This is a genomic window from Streptomyces tubbatahanensis (assembly GCF_022699385.1).
GTDB lineage: Bacteria > Actinomycetota > Actinomycetes > Streptomycetales > Streptomycetaceae > Streptomyces > Streptomyces diacarni.
In genome coordinates, this window is sequence record NZ_CP093846.1 from 5,263,562 (window position 1) to 5,277,097 (window position 13,536).

Consider the following 13,536-nt stretch of genomic DNA (forward strand, 5'->3'; position numbering starts at 1 on the left):
CTCCTGCGCACCGAACGGACCCGCGCGCGGCTCGCCGTGCGGACGTTCTGCGGCCGACTCTGCGGCCCCGTGCGGACCCTGCGGCCGACTCTGTGGCTCACCGTGCGGGCCCCTGTGGCCCACGCTGCGGCCCTCTCAGGGCTCGACCCGTGGTCCACCGGACGGGCGCCCGTGCGGTCAGCCCGCGAGAGTCCGTACGGGCAGCAGACAGTGTGCGGCGGAGGACATCATTTCCTCGCTCACGTACTCCCTCAGCGCCTGCTCGCCCACGGCGGCGCCCGAGGGGGCCTGCGGCCACGGCGTGGTCGCCAGCATGAAGTAGACCTGCCCCCGTTCCCGTGCGGCGGCGACCCACTCCGGTGGGGCGGGATACTGAGCCGTCAGCTTCGGCATGGTCAGCGCCGCCTGGCCGCCTTCGACGATCAGCGTCACCGGGAACCGCCGTCCCGCCGCGGCCGCGTCCACCGCCTCGGTCCCCACCGGAAGTCCCGCCTCTTGTGCGAGCTTGTGCATCGCGGCGACCGTCGCCGCCCGGCCCCCGGCGCCGTCACCGAGCGAGTAGACGAGCAGAAAAGCCATGTCCCGACCGTCCCCGTACTCGCCGGCCCAGCCGAGGACGGTGAGGGTTCCGAAGTCGCGCTGCTGGGTGCCGCTCTGGGCGGCCTGGGGGGAAGTCATGGATCGGCACCCTAGCGGCGCAAGAGGCTGTTCATCGTCCCGGAATCACCCTGAATGACCACCGTGGAGACGCGAACACGCCCCCGAGGGCACGCTCGGTCACGCGTGCGTCGCCACCGTGTTGACACCCGTCGTCCCGGCCCGCGAGGGCGCCACTCGGGGTCGGTGCGCGGCTGGAGCACCACACGGGGGCTCGACTACCGTGTGCGCTTACACGGTCACAACGCGTCTTCGAGTGCTGTGTTCCGTGCTCCGTGCGACTCCTACTCGGTGGTGACACATGCTCAACTCTGCACACGCCCGCCACAAGGCACCCGCTCGCCGTACCCGTGTCCTGATGCGGGCCGGACTGCTCACGACGGCCCTCGGTGTGGCTCTCGGCACGGGGGGACCCATCGCGATGGCCGCGGAGGGGAGCAAGGCGCCACAGAGCGGCGGCGGCGACACTGCGGCCAATGCCGTCAGCAAGGGCCTGGCGGCTCCCGTCAAGGAGACGACACGGGGCACCGGCGTCGCGCTGGGGAGAACGCTCGAGACGGTCAACGACCTCCAGCTCAACCCGCTGGCCAACACCGGGACGGACCCGCTGGACAACTCCGTGGGGACTCAGGTCGCCGACTTCAAGCCGGTGAGCACCGCGGCTCTCACCGGACCCCTCGCGCGCGGGGCCTCGCTCGGTGAGCTGCCGCTCGTCGGGCCGGTGACCAGCACCCTGACAGAGGCGCTGCCCGGCTGACCCCCGGCCGTGCCGACACGGAAGAAGCCACCGGCCGGCTGCCGGTGGCTTCTTCCGTGTGGTGCGCGACGGGCGCGTGGCCCGCCGGCTCAGTTGTTGTTCTCGCCGTTCGCGGACAGGGCCGAGATGTCGTCCAGGATGTGCGACAGGGAGTCGTCGCCCTTGGCCTGCGAGGAGTTGTCCGAGCACTGCTGGTTCTGCGGGTTGTGCAGAACGTTGATGTCCTGGACGGCCACGTTGACCAGGCCGACGACGGAGCCGACGTTGACGTCAGCCGGCAGGCCGACGCAGGGCTTGTTCAGGGTGCCCTGAACCGCCTGGAACTGCGGGCTGCCGTTGCCGTAGGTGGCGGCGTTGCCCATGCTCTGGTCGGCACCGTTCCCGTTCACCGTGGTGGTGCCGGTGTCGTTACCGGTCGCGAACGCCTGCGGGGCGGCCAGCGCGGACATACCGACGAGCGAGACGGCCACCGTGGCGGTGGACAGAGCCTTCTTCATCATTGGTTTTACCGTTCCTCTTCGAAGAGTGCGGAAGTCTGGGACGCCGGGTTCAACTGTCGACCGCCCTCTGAGTTGTTCTTTTTCACCTGAATGGTGAGTATTCCGTGACCGGGGAAAACCGGGTCGGCCGATCCGGCTCACTTCGTCAGCGGCAGTCCGCCGAGCAGATTCCGGTCGCTGGTCAGCTCGCCGTCCCGCAGGGTGTTGCCCACGGCGTCCTTGAGGGCGTCCACCTGCGGCCCCGCGACACCCACCGGGGGCTGCGCGAGCAGTTCGCCGCTGGCGAGAGCCTGGTCGAGGGAACCGTTGAGGCTGAAGTTCGGCCCTGCGGCGGGCTGCGCTGCGAAGGCGGGCGCACCGGCGGCCAGAGCCATCACGGAACCGGCGAGGGCGGCGGCTGTCTTCATGTACTTCATGGGGTGCTTCTTCTCCCGGAAGTTGTCGGAGGTTCCAGGGCGCCCTGCTAACGACCCACTCGGCGGCCGGAAACGAGGGACGCGCGCATGCGCGAAGAGAGGCGAAAAAGGCGCGCAGAGGTGAACCCCGAAGTGCGATCACCTGGGCATACGAACTCACGAACTGATGAGCCCACGAACGCGAGGTGCACAAGAACGCGAGGTGCACAGGAACGCGAGACCGCGCCAACGTGCGAACGTGAGAAGGCGAGAAAGCGAGACCGAGGCGAGGGAGCGCGAAAGCGCGTGAACGCGGCGCGCACCCGGCTTTCGCGGGCGGTGGCTACAGCCCGGCATGAGGTCCTTGGAATCACAGAATCGCGGAACAGCCCAGGGGCCGTTCCGCGATTCAGGGGTGCCGGCGTCTTCCCGCGAGGGGACGTCTCTGTGCGAGGGATGTCTCCCGACGCGAAGCGCCTTCTCGTCAGGCACGCCTTTGCGTCAGGGGCGCCTTCGAGCGTGGGATCAGACCCGGTTCCGCGCCGCGCGGCGGTAGAGCACCGTGCCGCCCAGCAGGGCGCCGAGGCCGAGGGCCGCGGCGCCCCAGGGGCCTTCCGCGCCGGTCTCGGCCAGCATCTCGGGCGCCTTCTCCTCCTGCTGAGGCGCCGCCTGGGGAGCGGCCTTCTCGACCGGAGCGTCGGCCTGCACCGCGGGCTTCTCGGCCTCCGGTGCGCGCGGCTCCTCCGCCGGTTCGGCGGGCTTCTCAGGAGTGCGCTCAGGCGTGCTCTCCTCCTGCTTGGGCGGCTCCTCCTCCGTCCGCTGCGGGGGGTTCTTCGGCTCTTCCTCGGGCTCGTGGTGCTGCGGAGGGGCGTGGTGGTGGCCGGAAGGCTCGTTGACGCACGAGTTGCCGAACGCCGGGTTCAGCGCACCGACGACGTTGACGGTGTTGCCGCAGACGTTGGCCGGCACGTGCACCGGAGCCTGTACGGCGTTGCCCGACAGCACGCCGGGGGAGCCGGCGGCGCCACCACCGGCTCCCGCGTCGGCTTGTGCGTACCCGGCCGCACTGGCGAGCACTCCTGTGGTGGCGGCCGCGGTCAGGAGACTCTTGCTCAAGACCTTTCGCATGGTCTCTTCCTGCTCTCAGTCTGTTGCTGAAGGTGCGGACGGGGCGGACACGCTGAACTTCACGTCCCCCCGGTCCGCGCCGTGGGAAACCGGACGGCTCCGGTGCGCGGGCTCGACGCCCAACGCACCGGAGCCGGTCCGAACTGGTTCCCGCACACGAGGGCGGGGGACGTCAGTCGCTGACGCAGGTGTTGCCGAACGCCGGGTTGAGCAGGCCGATGACGTCGATCGTGTTGCCACAGACCTGGACCGGCACGTGCACCGGAACCTGGATCACGTTGCCCGAGATGACACCGGGGGAGTTCGCGGCGCCGCCCTGGGCGCCCGAGTCGGCGAGAGCCGGAGCGGCGGCGGTGCCCAGGGCCATCAGGGTGCCGGCGGCAACAGTCGCGACCTTCGTGTACTTCACGTGGGAGTCCTTTCTCAAGCGGGTTTCCCTGGACCACGGATTTCGTATGTCCACGAGTGCTGGCTGATCGCCCGCAACTCCGCTGTCGTCCTTCGTAACGAGGCCGCGATCCGTACGACACGAGTTATGCCGAATTCCCCGGTCTCTCCCTCGGATGGCCTAATGTCCGAGTCGGTTCCGTCACTCGCAGGTGGTGGTGAAACGATTGTGCGTACCGCCGTCGGAACCACCCGCACATGGGCGTAGGGCCCGGGGCGTGTGTGCCCCGGGCCCTGTTGCCCGCGTTCCGCTCAGGTCGCGGTGGGAACCCGCCTCAGATCGCGGCGGGAGTCCGCCTCAGCGGTTGTCCTCGCCGTTCCCGGAGATGATGGGAAGGTCGTTGAGAACGTGCGAGAGCGGCTCGTCACCCTTGGCCTGGGTGGAGTTCTCGACACACTGCTGGTTCTGCGGGTTGGACAGCACGTTGACGTCCTGGACGGCAACGTTGACCAGGCCGACCAGCGAGCCGGCGTTGCCCTTCAGCGGCAGACCGATGCAGGGCTTGTTCAACGAACCCTGGATCAGGGCGAACTGAGGGCTCCAGTTCCCGTAGGTCGCGGAGTTGCCGTACATCTGGTCCGCGCCGTTGCCGTTGACCGTCGTGGTGCCTTGGTCGTTGCCGATGGCCGAGGCCTGCGGGGCCGCCACGCCGACGATGGCGGTCGCGGCGGCGGCCGTGGCCAGCGCGTTCTTGATCATTGATAGTCCTCCTGAAGTGGAGCTCGACGCGGAGCGCACTGGACAACTGAGCCGCACGGTGTTGGTTGCGCACGTTCACCCGGACGACGAGTGACGCGCGCCAAACGTCGGTTCATCGTTCCGGGTGACAACTCCACCCGCGCGGGTGGTTCATCGGCCGATCGGCGGAAGCGCCACCGAAGCCGTGCCCGCTCCCGCACCCACGCGTTCACCAGGCCACGGCGCCGGCCCGGTGCCGCCAACAACCGTGCGGAGGAGCACACATGAAGACCACGAAGAAGGCCGCCTGGACCCTCGCCGCCGCGGGAGCGGCCGTCGGAGCCGCCTCGGCGCCCGCCTTCGCCGACGCGGGAGCCGCCGGGAGCGCGACCGGCTCACCCGGCGTGGTCACCGGCAATGACGCCTCGGTGCCGCTCACCATCCCGGTGAACGTCGTGGGCAACACTCTCGACGTCGTCGGTGTACTGAACCCGGCGTTCGGGAACCGCGGCATCAACGCCTGACCACCGGGGCCGCCGCCGCTCGCGGCGGTGCCCCCTCGCCCGGTCTCGCCCAGGGGAGGGTCGCCCGGCGGAGCGGCGCGACACGGCGGGGCCCGCCCTCCCTCCCGACGTCCGTCCGCGGCCGTCCGGTCATCCGGCCGCCCGTTCGGGCCATCCCTTACTGCCGTACGGCACGGCGGGCGGTATCCCTGGAGATGGGACGTGCGCAGGCGGAGCGCCGCGGAGCGCGGTCCCGGAAGGGAGCGCGGCCGTGACCGGGACCGTAGTGGTGGGCGTCGACGGCTCTGCCTCGAGCCTGGAAGCCGTGGACGTCGCGGCGCGGGAAGCCGAACTCCGTGGCGGTTCGCTGCACGTCGTCCACGCGTTCGTCTGGCCGACGATGAAGGTCCCCCTCGGCCCCTCCGTGATGGGCCCACCGGAGGGCGGCTTGCGCAACCTCGCCCACAAGACCGCCGAACAGGCAGCCGCCCGGGCGAAGAGCTCCCGACCCGCCCTGGAGGTCACGCACGCGGTCGTCAGCGGCGACCCGCTCTCCGTCCTGACGACCGAGTCCCGCGGCGCCGCACTCGTCGTCGTCGGGACCCGGGGCCTCGGCGGTTTCACCGGACTGCTCGTCGGCTCCGTCGCCGTCTACCTGGCCGCGCACGCGGAGTGCCCCGTTCTCGTCACGCGAGGAAGGAAGCGCCCCACTGGCCCGGTGCTGCTCGGAGTGGACGGCTCCGACGTGGGCGACCCCGCCGTCGGGTGGGCCTTCGAAGAGGCCTCGCTGCGCGGCGCGGAACTCGTCGCGATGCACAACTGGAACAACTGGAGCGGCCCCGTCGCTGCGGGCTCTGGCATCCAGGTGCCCACCTACTACGACGTCGACCTCTTCCGCGCGGAGGAGGAACGTGTTCTGTCCGCGGCCCTCACCGACTGGCAGGAGCGGTACCCCGACGTGACGGTGACGCCGCGCCTCGTCCAGGAGTACACGCGGCAAGCGTTGCTCTCGGCGAGCGAGGACGCCCAGCTCCTCGTCGTAGGAGCCCGCGGCCGCGGCGGCTTCACCGGACTGCTTCTCGGCTCCGTCAGCCAGGCCGTCCTCCACCACGCCGAGTGCCCGGTGGCGGTCGTACGGGCGCATCGCGAGCACGGGCACGCCCATGGGCATGGGCGTGGCCACGGGCGTGGGCATGGGCATGAGCACGGGCACGAGCGCGGGCACGAGGAGCGCGGTGAGGACCGGCCTGGCCGGTGGCACCGTCACGACGGCGGGAGGCATGGCGGCGCTGGTCATGGCGGTGGTGGTCGCGGCGGTAGCGCTGGGGGCCCGGCGGACTGTTGAACTGAACACCGCAGACGGGAACCGCCGTTGCCGGCGTCGTCTCCCGGCTACGGGCTGACGGGTCGGGGGAGAGAGGCCGACGGCGCGTCGACGTCGGCGACATCGTCGACGGGCCGTCGATGTCGACCCGCGCAGCGACGCGGGCACGTTGGCTCCCTGACGTTTCGTAGGCGACCATTCCTCCATGGACACCGCGAAGCTGGAACTGGCCGCGAAGCGCTACCGCGAGGCGGAGGAGGCCTTCAACGCGGCGGGCCTCGACCTCCAGGCGGAGGCCGTTGCTCTGCTCCGAGACCCTGACGACCCCACCGGCGTCCACTCCGCCATCGCCGACGTCACCGGCTGGACCCCCGGATACGTCCAGCAGCTCCAGGCGGTGGCCGACGCCGAGGAGGAGGAACCCGCGCCCTGACCGTCGTGACGGCGAGAGGGTCAGCGACGTTCACTCGGTCCCCGGGCCCCGATCCTGCCCGCGCACCCTCGTCCGGCCCCGGCCCCGGCCCCGGCCCCGGCCCCGGCCCCGGAAAGCGCGGAGGACGTCAGCGAGGGCTTGGAGGATCGCGGGCCGGTCGGCGGGTTGGGTGCCTGCCAAGGAAAGAACGGTCATGACGATGAAGGCCACCAGGGCGGTGACCAGAGTGACGGTGATGGGCCAGACAGCAAGGGCGGGGTACATCAGTCAGCGCTCCCATGCCTCGGCGGCTGAGGACGACCCCCGCCCGACCGTCCCGGCCGGCTGAAACCGAGCTTCCACGCGCGTGATCAGGGGTCTTTCCACGACTATGACGCATACCCCGGCCCCGCCCCTGCACCTGGAACCCGGCTGTTTCCGTGCCGCCGACCGCTTCCCGACCCCCGCCTCACCGAAACCACGCTGAGCGGCCGCTGACGCCTGTTCCGTCAGTCGAACCCTCGTCGGCCTCCTGTGCAGGGACACGTGCCCCAACTCGCGCCGCTCGTCGAAGAGTCATCGTCATCTTTTGCACGACCGTCCGACTGTGGTCGCATACTCGGAGCACCCGGGCGATCGCACTCGCCCCCTCACCTGGTGCCTGAGTGCCCAACCCGCCGCTGTGCCTGCGCACCTCCGCTGTGTACTCCGAGAAGGTGAGCCGGAACCTCCGTACGGCGCGCGTCTGCGTGCGCAGCACGCACCGGTGCCGACTGGCCTTCCCCGATGTCACCAAAACGACCAAGAGGGAGGCAGGCCGGAGCGCAGAAGCTCGGGCAGTGCGGGGGAGGGCGAGTACGGCTCGGTGGGCCGGGTGGGGGCAGGTGTCGGGTGAACCCGAGCGCACTCGGGGCCTGTGGCCCAGCGCAAGCGCGAGGTCGAGGGGTGGTTCTACGACGGCATGGTCAAGGCGCTCGACGAGAAGGAGGATGGGGAGGAGGCGATCCGGTTCATCCCGCCCTCGCGCGGGGGTGGTCAACTCCCGAGGTGAGGGCCTGGGGGATGACTCGATACGCTTCTCCGACCTGTACCACTTTCTGGACCAAGTACGCCCCGTGTCAGGCTGTTTGCCAGGCCTTCGAGAAGGCCAACATGGGCGGTCGCCCTGACCGTCTTCGCATTGCTGACGGCGACGTACGCCGCCGATGAATGCGATTTGCGGCGTCGCTGGCACGAGTTCCGTTTCGCCTGAGAGACGCAGGAGTACGCCTTCCTCCAGGAGGTCCCCAACACCGATTTCCCCCGACCCGGTTCAATCTCGCCCCCGACGTCGTCGACTGGATCAGCGGATCGACGAACGAGCTTCGAAAAAGGCGGCACGTCCTCCATGAACACGTCGCCACCGCGTTGGGCAAGCCGAGGGTCGACGACCGCAGCCCGGGCCAGCAGGCCCAGGCGGCGGTCCGGGGCGCGGAAAGAGGGCTGAAAGCCGGCGTCTCAGTCGTTTTGGAGCCGTGACGTGCCGGTCCGTTCCGGTCCATGGCCGGATGCCAAGCATCAGCTGCCAGACGACGGGCTAACGGGCTTCACAAGAGGATGGCAGCCACCTGCGGCTGCCCTGACCACCGGTGCGAGGTGGACCTCTCCGACGATCAGAGGCGATCAGACCGACGCTGCGTCGGTCAGCGAAGGTACGACGCATGGACGCGCATCATGAGGGAGGGCGCCGACCGTCCCCGCCGTGGTCTTCTGCACGATGGCGCGCTCGCCGAGGTCAGCGGGCCGCAGCGGGCCCGACGAGTTGACCATGGATCCCTGGCGTGGGCGGCCCGTCCTTGAGCGCCACCCAACCCGGATGTGCAGCCTTGAGGGCTAGGACTTCGCCCAGCGACTCAGCGAGAGGGCTCCAGTGGCTCAACCCCGGGTGCCAGCGCCGATTGTCCTCAGACGGGCAGGAGACCGGACCGCTGTCGGCGTTGGTCAGCTGCATCTGCCTGCCCTCACGACAAACGCCCCGCAACCAGCATCCAACCTGGCCACAGGGCGTTTCGGTACTTCGTTCAAAGTACCCCCGGCAGGATTCGAACCTGCGCACACGGCTCCGGAGGCCGGGCTGGTCTGTGGGGTTGCGCCTGGTCAGAGTGCTGTAGGCGTGTGCTGGCGTCGGTCCCACGCCGTGAATACGCCGCGTTGAGGTGCCCGGCGGGCTGTGGAGGGGAAGGGATCGCCTGTACGGTCGGTCGTGATCACCAGGCGGGGAGGGGCACCAAATGGCGGCAGAGTTCACCGCGGAGTCGGCCGGCGCCGTACTGACGGAAGCGTGCCACTCGGCGGGACTCGACGCCACCGGCGCTGAGCTTCTGCGCCTCGGCTCCAACGCCGTCTACCGGCTGGCGTCGGCTCCGGTCGTCGTCCGCATCGCTCGCGACTCGGATGCCCTGGAGAGCATGCAGCGGGCCGTGGGTGTCGCTCGCTGGCTGGAGACGGAGGACTTCCCCGCGACGCGTGTGGTGGCCGGGGTGGAACAGCCGGCTCTGATCGGTGGCCGTGTCGTCACGTACTGGGAGAACGCCCAGGACGGTGAGGAGTACGCCCGCCTCGACGAGCTGGCCGACCTGCTCCGCCGGTTGCACTGGCTGGAGGAACCGGAGTCGCTGCGCCTTCCGTACTTCGATCCGGTTGCCAAAGTTCGGGACGGACTGCGAGCGCTCGACGTGGTCACGGACGATGATCGCGTATTCCTGGAAGCGCGCGCGGAACGGCTGAGCAAGGAGTACGACCGCCTGGACTTCGTCCTCCCCTTCGGCATGATCCACGGGGACGCCAACGTCGGTAACGCCCTCCGCGACCGCGACGGCCAAGCCATCCTGATCGACCTCGACGGCTTCGCCCTGGCCCCGCGCGAGTGGGACCTCGTCCTGACCTCGCTCTACTACGAGCGCTTCGGCTGGCACACACGCGCGGAGTACGAGTCCTTCGTCCACCACTACGGCTTCGACCTCATGAACTGGCCCGGGTACCCGGTCCTCGCTGACGTCCGAGAGCTGATGATGACGCTCTGGCTCGGCCAGCAGGTGACTACGAACGAGCGGGCCGCGGAGGAGTTCCCGCGCCGCGTCCAGGACATCCGCACGGGCGGCAGCCGTCGCGACTGGCAGCCGTTCTGAACGAGCCGTTGCCCTCAGAGAACGTGCTCGTTGATCGTGTGGCGACACCGGCAGGGACGAGCATGTGTGAGTCATGAGGGCCGGGAAGTGTGAGAAGAGGCGACATGTCTGAGGTTCACGTTCGTATCGGAGTGCATCGATACGCATACCACACTGACCCGGAGTGCCCGGCGCTCAACGGCAAGCCGGGGACATATGGCGGGCGCGAGACAATGTCTGAGGACGACGCAAAGGAACAGGGCCTCAAATCCTGCAAGCAGTGCAAGCAGTAGAGGCCGTCTCGCTCAGGTCTTGGCACTTGTACGGAAGCTCGACGGTGCGGGGTGATCTTCGTGTCGGCTGATAGCAAGAAAGAGGAGCGATGAATAGATTAGGCATCTCTGGTGTGCTGGTTAGTGCCGCCCTTGCCTTGTCGGCCTGTGGGGGACATGAAGATGCCCAGAGAAACTCAGAGGTGGTGTCAGCCAAACCAACCGCAGGAGGGTCCATACAGGGTGCCGTGGAGAGGGAATGGGATGCTTTATCCCCGCAGGTCCGTGAAAGGATGTGCTCAATTTCCCGCGGCGTTAGTGCCGAGAGCGCAGCGGAAACGCTGGAATTCTACGGCAAGCAAGATCGGCCGAACACATTGGACAAGAGTGCAGAAGCACACAAACGCCGTGTAGCGCTCATGAGGTATGCGCAAGAACATTGCAAAGGAAAATAATGTGCCAGGGAACGGTGTAGCGCTCTGCGCGGATTCGCCGGAATGCCGAGCCCCGCCGGGGGCATCGGTGAAACCAGCTGAGCATGTCAGTGTGGCAGCTTGACGTCTCGGGCTGCCTGCCACAGACGGTGTTCAGCCGCCTGTTCGTGGAAGTCGCGCACTACGCTCGCTTCCCCCAGCTCCTTCAGGTTCTCGCGGAACTCCGCAAGGTAGCTCGCGCACCGCTTCGACTTGAGCTGAGCTCCAAGGTCGAGAGCGTCCAGCGCCACCCGGCAGCCTTCCTCCGGCTCCCCGGCACGCACATACGCGTCGGCGAGAACCATGGTGGCGAAGAAATCGCTCCGGACGTGGCTGCCGCTCATCGCGTTCTCGGCCTGGGAGACGGCCTTCCGCGCGTTGTCCACGTCTCGGAAGCAGTGGGCAGCCTCGGCGGCAAGTTCCGCATGGTCGAAGTACGTGATCCACTCGGGCTCGTCGTCCGAATTACTGCTGTCCACCAATCTCGTCGCCTCGGCGAGCGCAACCTCGCAGCCGCGTGTGTCACCCGTACGGGCAAGCGCGCGGGCCTCCATCGCGTGGAACTGGGCCATCAGCGTTGGCGTCGCGACCCCTGAGATCCCCATACGTGCTGCGCGCGCAAGCGTCGCAGCCTCGGTGAAGTTGCCGGTGAAAGTGGCCTGGTGGCTCATCGCGGAGAGGATGCTCCCGGCAAGACGGCGGTCGTCTCCGTCTTGGGCCAGTCTGAGCGCCTGGAGAAAGTACCGCTGAGCGAGTCCGTGGTGGCAAGCGTCGTATGACATCCACCCGACCAGGAGCGTTGACTCCGCCACCGTGGAGAACAAAGCCCGGCCGACCGCGTCCGTGTACTGCCCTGTAAGCATGGGAGCCACTTCGCGGTTGAGGTACTGGACCACGGACTGCCGGGCGTGGTCGCCTCCGAACCGGTCGTCGAGCTCGGCGAATAAGTCGCTGGTGGACTTCACCGCATCGACGTCGGCAAGGCCGACCCGGACGCTGGTGCCCTGCGCTGTGGGGAACGTCGCCTCGGGGGCGACCAGCCATCGGAGCGATGCCTCGTTCCACGCGGGCTGGGAGGTCTCTGAGAGGAGAAGTGGCTCGTACCCGTGAAGGTCGGCCCGCCACAGCTGGTCGACGGCCCGAAAGGCCTCCTCAGGCGTGGGCGGATAGCGAGCCTTCAACAACGCGGCGTCCTGTCCCGCAAGGTGGCTCAGGCCCAGCTCGGCCGGCGTCAGCCCGAGCCCCTCGCACACCAACGGGCCGTAGAACTCGTCGGGCGTGCTGTGCCCGTTCTCCCAACTCGCGATCCGGCGCTTCACGCTGGCGTCAGCAGGGAGCGTCTCGCCCCTTCGAGCGGCGGCCTGGCGCATCTCGATGATCAGGCGCCCCTGGCCCCACCCGCGTTCCTTGCGGGCGATTCGCAGCCGGGTTCCGAAAGCCTGGTTCGAGTCCGTAGTGACCGCCCTCCCCCTGCTGGCCTGGTCGTCCTTATTGAAGGTAGGCAACGCAACCCGCTCGTGTCTCGCGTTCTGACACGCCTTATCCCTCCCGCGCGACGGTGACGGGGGGGTGACACGGTCTCGCCGGGTACGTCATCCCCCGTCACCTCTCGTCATCTCCTCAGGTCAGCGGCTTACGTCGGAGGGTGGCGTTACGGCAGCCAACCGGCCGCCGGTCAGGCCAACTGAGGTGAGACAGCGTGCAGATGATGACCAAGCGCGGCATCCAATGGCTTTCCGCCTCTGCGGATGATCCGCAGGAGTGCCGGGAGCGTTGGGCGGCTGATCCGCGGGCTCCCTACGCGCTGGCGGCCGGCCGCTACTTCGACGTCGTGGTGATCGGCCAGCGAATCGGCATGGAGACCTTCGAACAGCTGGCGCGCCACGGCATGCCCATGGGCCCGGTCATGCTGGATCGTTCCGCGAAGCTGACCGGCTTCTTCCTGCCGTCCGGTCAGCGGGAGCGCTTCGCGCGGATGCTGATCAACGAGGACTCCGGACCACTCGCGTACCGCTAACTAGACACCGGTTCTGTGGTCGTCGTTCCGGGGCCGATGCCGCTCACGGGGGACCGGTACGCGTGGCTGCGGGCTCCCGTGCGGCGCCCGGAGGCCACGCCGGCCCGGGTCGCTGCCCTGGCAGCGATGTTCGTTGCGACGTCGGCCCTGGTGGAACGGGCGGAGCGGTACGAGCAGGAGCGCCTGGAAGTCGAGAGGCGGCCCGTCGAGCCCGTGGAGGTGGACAAGTGAACGCTGAACACGGTGGCTTCCCGGACAGCGCAAACTGGTCGCCGATCGACAGCAGCGAGTGGTACGCGGCGCGGAGGCAGTGGCCTCGCTGCGGGACGTGCTGATCGCGGCTGGCATGGGACGGGACTTCCCCTACCTCCGGGCCGACTTGAACGCCTTCGGGCACGGGGTGATCGACCTGGGGCGTATCGGACCGCAGGCGGCGGAACGCGTGGCTGAGCTGCTGGGCCTGGCGCTGGAGTGCCCGCACATGACCCGCAGCGTCGACGGCGGCCAGTGAGACAACGAGCGGATCGGTAGAACGAGCGGCAGAGGGTGAGAGACGTGACGGACAGGCGGGGCGTGTGCGCACCGAGCGCGGAGGACCTGCGGCCGGGCGTGCCGTATGTACGAGGGTGGCAGGACGGGAAGCGGGGCGCCGATGTGCTGGCGGACACGCTGCGGGTTCTGGGCCTGGATGACGACTTCCCCGGGCTGCGCGCGGATGTGAACGTCTTCGGTGAAGGGGTCGTCAGTCTCGGCGAAGTGCACCCAGCGGCTGTCGAGCTGCTGACCCGAGCCCTGACGGCCGGCCTCTCTGTGGAGAGATGGCCCG

Annotated in this window: 15 protein-coding genes, 1 tRNA gene and 2 pseudogenes; 9 read left to right on the forward strand and 9 right to left on the reverse strand. The window is 68.8% G+C overall.

From position 1 onward, the window contains the following. Positions 1–177: 177 nt before the first annotated feature. Complete coding sequence (locus MMF93_RS22760; RefSeq protein WP_242754371.1) at positions 178–678, reverse strand: DUF5949 family protein; 501 nt, start codon at positions 676–678, stop codon at positions 178–180. Between the two features lie 280 nt (positions 679–958). Here MMF93_RS22760 and MMF93_RS22765 point away from each other — a divergent pair, with 280 nt between their 5' ends. Beyond that, positions 959–1,414, forward strand: coding sequence for a hypothetical protein (locus tag MMF93_RS22765; protein ID WP_242754373.1), 456 nt, complete (start codon positions 959–961; stop codon positions 1,412–1,414). Between the two features lie 89 nt (positions 1,415–1,503). Here MMF93_RS22765 and MMF93_RS22770 read toward each other — a convergent pair whose 3' ends face one another. The 5 genes from MMF93_RS22770 to MMF93_RS22790 all read right to left on the reverse strand — a co-directional run bounded on the left by MMF93_RS22770 (position 1,504) and on the right by MMF93_RS22790 (position 4,584). Then, on the reverse strand, positions 1,504–1,914 hold the full coding sequence (locus MMF93_RS22770; protein WP_242754375.1) for a rodlin: 411 nt from the start codon (positions 1,912–1,914) through the stop codon (positions 1,504–1,506). A 137-nt stretch (positions 1,915–2,051) separates the two neighbouring features. Next, on the reverse strand, positions 2,052–2,330 hold the full coding sequence (locus MMF93_RS22775) for a hypothetical protein (RefSeq protein ID WP_242754377.1): 279 nt from the start codon (positions 2,328–2,330) through the stop codon (positions 2,052–2,054). 504 nt (positions 2,331–2,834) lie between these two features. Continuing rightward, positions 2,835–3,425 (reverse strand): chaplin, encoded by a 591-nt coding sequence (locus MMF93_RS22780; protein ID WP_423835503.1) that lies wholly within the window; start codon positions 3,423–3,425, stop codon positions 2,835–2,837. Positions 3,426–3,609: 184 nt separating this feature from the next. Beyond that, a complete protein-coding gene (locus MMF93_RS22785) occupies positions 3,610–3,846 on the reverse strand; it encodes a chaplin (RefSeq protein WP_027735637.1) in 237 nt (78 codons plus the stop codon). Between the two features lie 336 nt (positions 3,847–4,182). Continuing rightward, entirely contained in the window at positions 4,183–4,584 is a 402-nt protein-coding gene (locus MMF93_RS22790; RefSeq protein ID WP_242754381.1) for a rodlin, read from the reverse strand. Positions 4,585–4,847: 263 nt separating this feature from the next. On the opposite strand from MMF93_RS22790, the gene MMF93_RS22795 reads away from it, so the two are divergent. From MMF93_RS22795 to MMF93_RS33400, 5 genes and pseudogenes are all read left to right on the forward strand, one after another. Continuing rightward, positions 4,848–5,087, forward strand: coding sequence for a chaplin (locus tag MMF93_RS22795; protein ID WP_242754383.1), 240 nt, complete (start codon positions 4,848–4,850; stop codon positions 5,085–5,087). A 250-nt stretch (positions 5,088–5,337) separates the two neighbouring features. Then, positions 5,338–6,207: pseudogene (locus MMF93_RS22800) on the forward strand (universal stress protein); the annotation flags it as partial. Positions 6,208–6,595: 388 nt separating this feature from the next. After that, positions 6,596–6,823, forward strand: coding sequence for a hypothetical protein (locus tag MMF93_RS22805; RefSeq protein ID WP_242754385.1), 228 nt, complete (start codon positions 6,596–6,598; stop codon positions 6,821–6,823). Between the two features lie 193 nt (positions 6,824–7,016). Continuing rightward, positions 7,017–7,151 (forward strand): hypothetical protein, encoded by a 135-nt coding sequence (locus MMF93_RS33395; RefSeq protein WP_274709495.1) that lies wholly within the window; start codon positions 7,017–7,019, stop codon positions 7,149–7,151. Positions 7,152–7,718: 567 nt separating this feature from the next. Then, positions 7,719–7,853, forward strand: a complete 135-nt coding sequence (locus MMF93_RS33400; RefSeq protein WP_274709496.1) for a hypothetical protein — start codon at positions 7,719–7,721, stop codon at positions 7,851–7,853. Between the two features lie 668 nt (positions 7,854–8,521). Here the strand turns inward: MMF93_RS33400 and MMF93_RS22810 are convergent. Both MMF93_RS22810 and MMF93_RS22815 read right to left on the reverse strand, forming a co-directional pair. Beyond that, positions 8,522–8,702 (reverse strand): annotated as a pseudogene (locus MMF93_RS22810) (2-phosphosulfolactate phosphatase); the annotation flags it as partial. Between the two features lie 166 nt (positions 8,703–8,868). Then, a tRNA-Ser gene (locus MMF93_RS22815) sits at positions 8,869–8,929 on the reverse strand. 143 nt (positions 8,930–9,072) lie between these two features. On the opposite strand from MMF93_RS22815, the gene MMF93_RS22820 reads away from it, so the two are divergent. Continuing rightward, positions 9,073–9,969 carry a phosphotransferase family protein gene (locus tag MMF93_RS22820; RefSeq protein ID WP_242754387.1) on the forward strand — a complete coding sequence of 299 codons (897 nt, stop codon included), beginning with the start codon at positions 9,073–9,075 and terminating at the stop codon, positions 9,967–9,969. 792 nt (positions 9,970–10,761) lie between these two features. Here the strand turns inward: MMF93_RS22820 and MMF93_RS22825 are convergent. After that, positions 10,762–12,012: an NsdA family TPR-like regulatory protein gene (locus tag MMF93_RS22825; RefSeq protein WP_242757721.1), complete on the reverse strand. Its 1,251-nt coding sequence runs from the start codon at positions 12,010–12,012 to the stop codon at positions 10,762–10,764. A 380-nt stretch (positions 12,013–12,392) separates the two neighbouring features. Here MMF93_RS22825 and MMF93_RS22830 point away from each other — a divergent pair, with 380 nt between their 5' ends. Together MMF93_RS22830 and MMF93_RS33755 are read left to right on the forward strand one after the other, a co-directional pair. Next, positions 12,393–12,710, forward strand: a complete 318-nt coding sequence (locus MMF93_RS22830; protein WP_242754389.1) for a bifunctional DNA primase/polymerase — start codon at positions 12,393–12,395, stop codon at positions 12,708–12,710. Positions 12,711–13,038: 328 nt separating this feature from the next. Next, positions 13,039–13,221, forward strand: a complete 183-nt coding sequence (locus MMF93_RS33755; RefSeq protein ID WP_423835504.1) for a hypothetical protein — start codon at positions 13,039–13,041, stop codon at positions 13,219–13,221. The last annotated feature ends 315 nt before the right edge of the window (positions 13,222–13,536 follow it).

Excerpts from the sequence above, each read along its gene's own strand:
- MMF93_RS22760 (WP_242754371.1), bottom strand. The coding sequence starts at position 678 with ATGACTTCCCCCCAGGCCGCCCAGAGCGGCACCCAGCAGCGCGACTTC.
- MMF93_RS22765 (WP_242754373.1), top strand. The coding sequence starts at position 959 with ATGCTCAACTCTGCACACGCCCGCCACAAGGCACCCGCTCGCCGTACC.
- MMF93_RS22770 (WP_242754375.1), bottom strand. The coding sequence starts at position 1,914 with ATGATGAAGAAGGCTCTGTCCACCGCCACGGTGGCCGTCTCGCTCGTC.
- MMF93_RS22775 (WP_242754377.1), bottom strand. The coding sequence starts at position 2,330 with ATGAAGTACATGAAGACAGCCGCCGCCCTCGCCGGTTCCGTGATGGCT.
- MMF93_RS22790 (WP_242754381.1), bottom strand. The coding sequence starts at position 4,584 with ATGATCAAGAACGCGCTGGCCACGGCCGCCGCCGCGACCGCCATCGTC.
- MMF93_RS22795 (WP_242754383.1), top strand. The coding sequence starts at position 4,848 with ATGAAGACCACGAAGAAGGCCGCCTGGACCCTCGCCGCCGCGGGAGCG.
- MMF93_RS22805 (WP_242754385.1), top strand. The coding sequence starts at position 6,596 with ATGGACACCGCGAAGCTGGAACTGGCCGCGAAGCGCTACCGCGAGGCG.
- MMF93_RS33395 (WP_274709495.1), top strand. The coding sequence starts at position 7,017 with ATGACGATGAAGGCCACCAGGGCGGTGACCAGAGTGACGGTGATGGGC.
- MMF93_RS22820 (WP_242754387.1), top strand. The coding sequence starts at position 9,073 with ATGGCGGCAGAGTTCACCGCGGAGTCGGCCGGCGCCGTACTGACGGAA.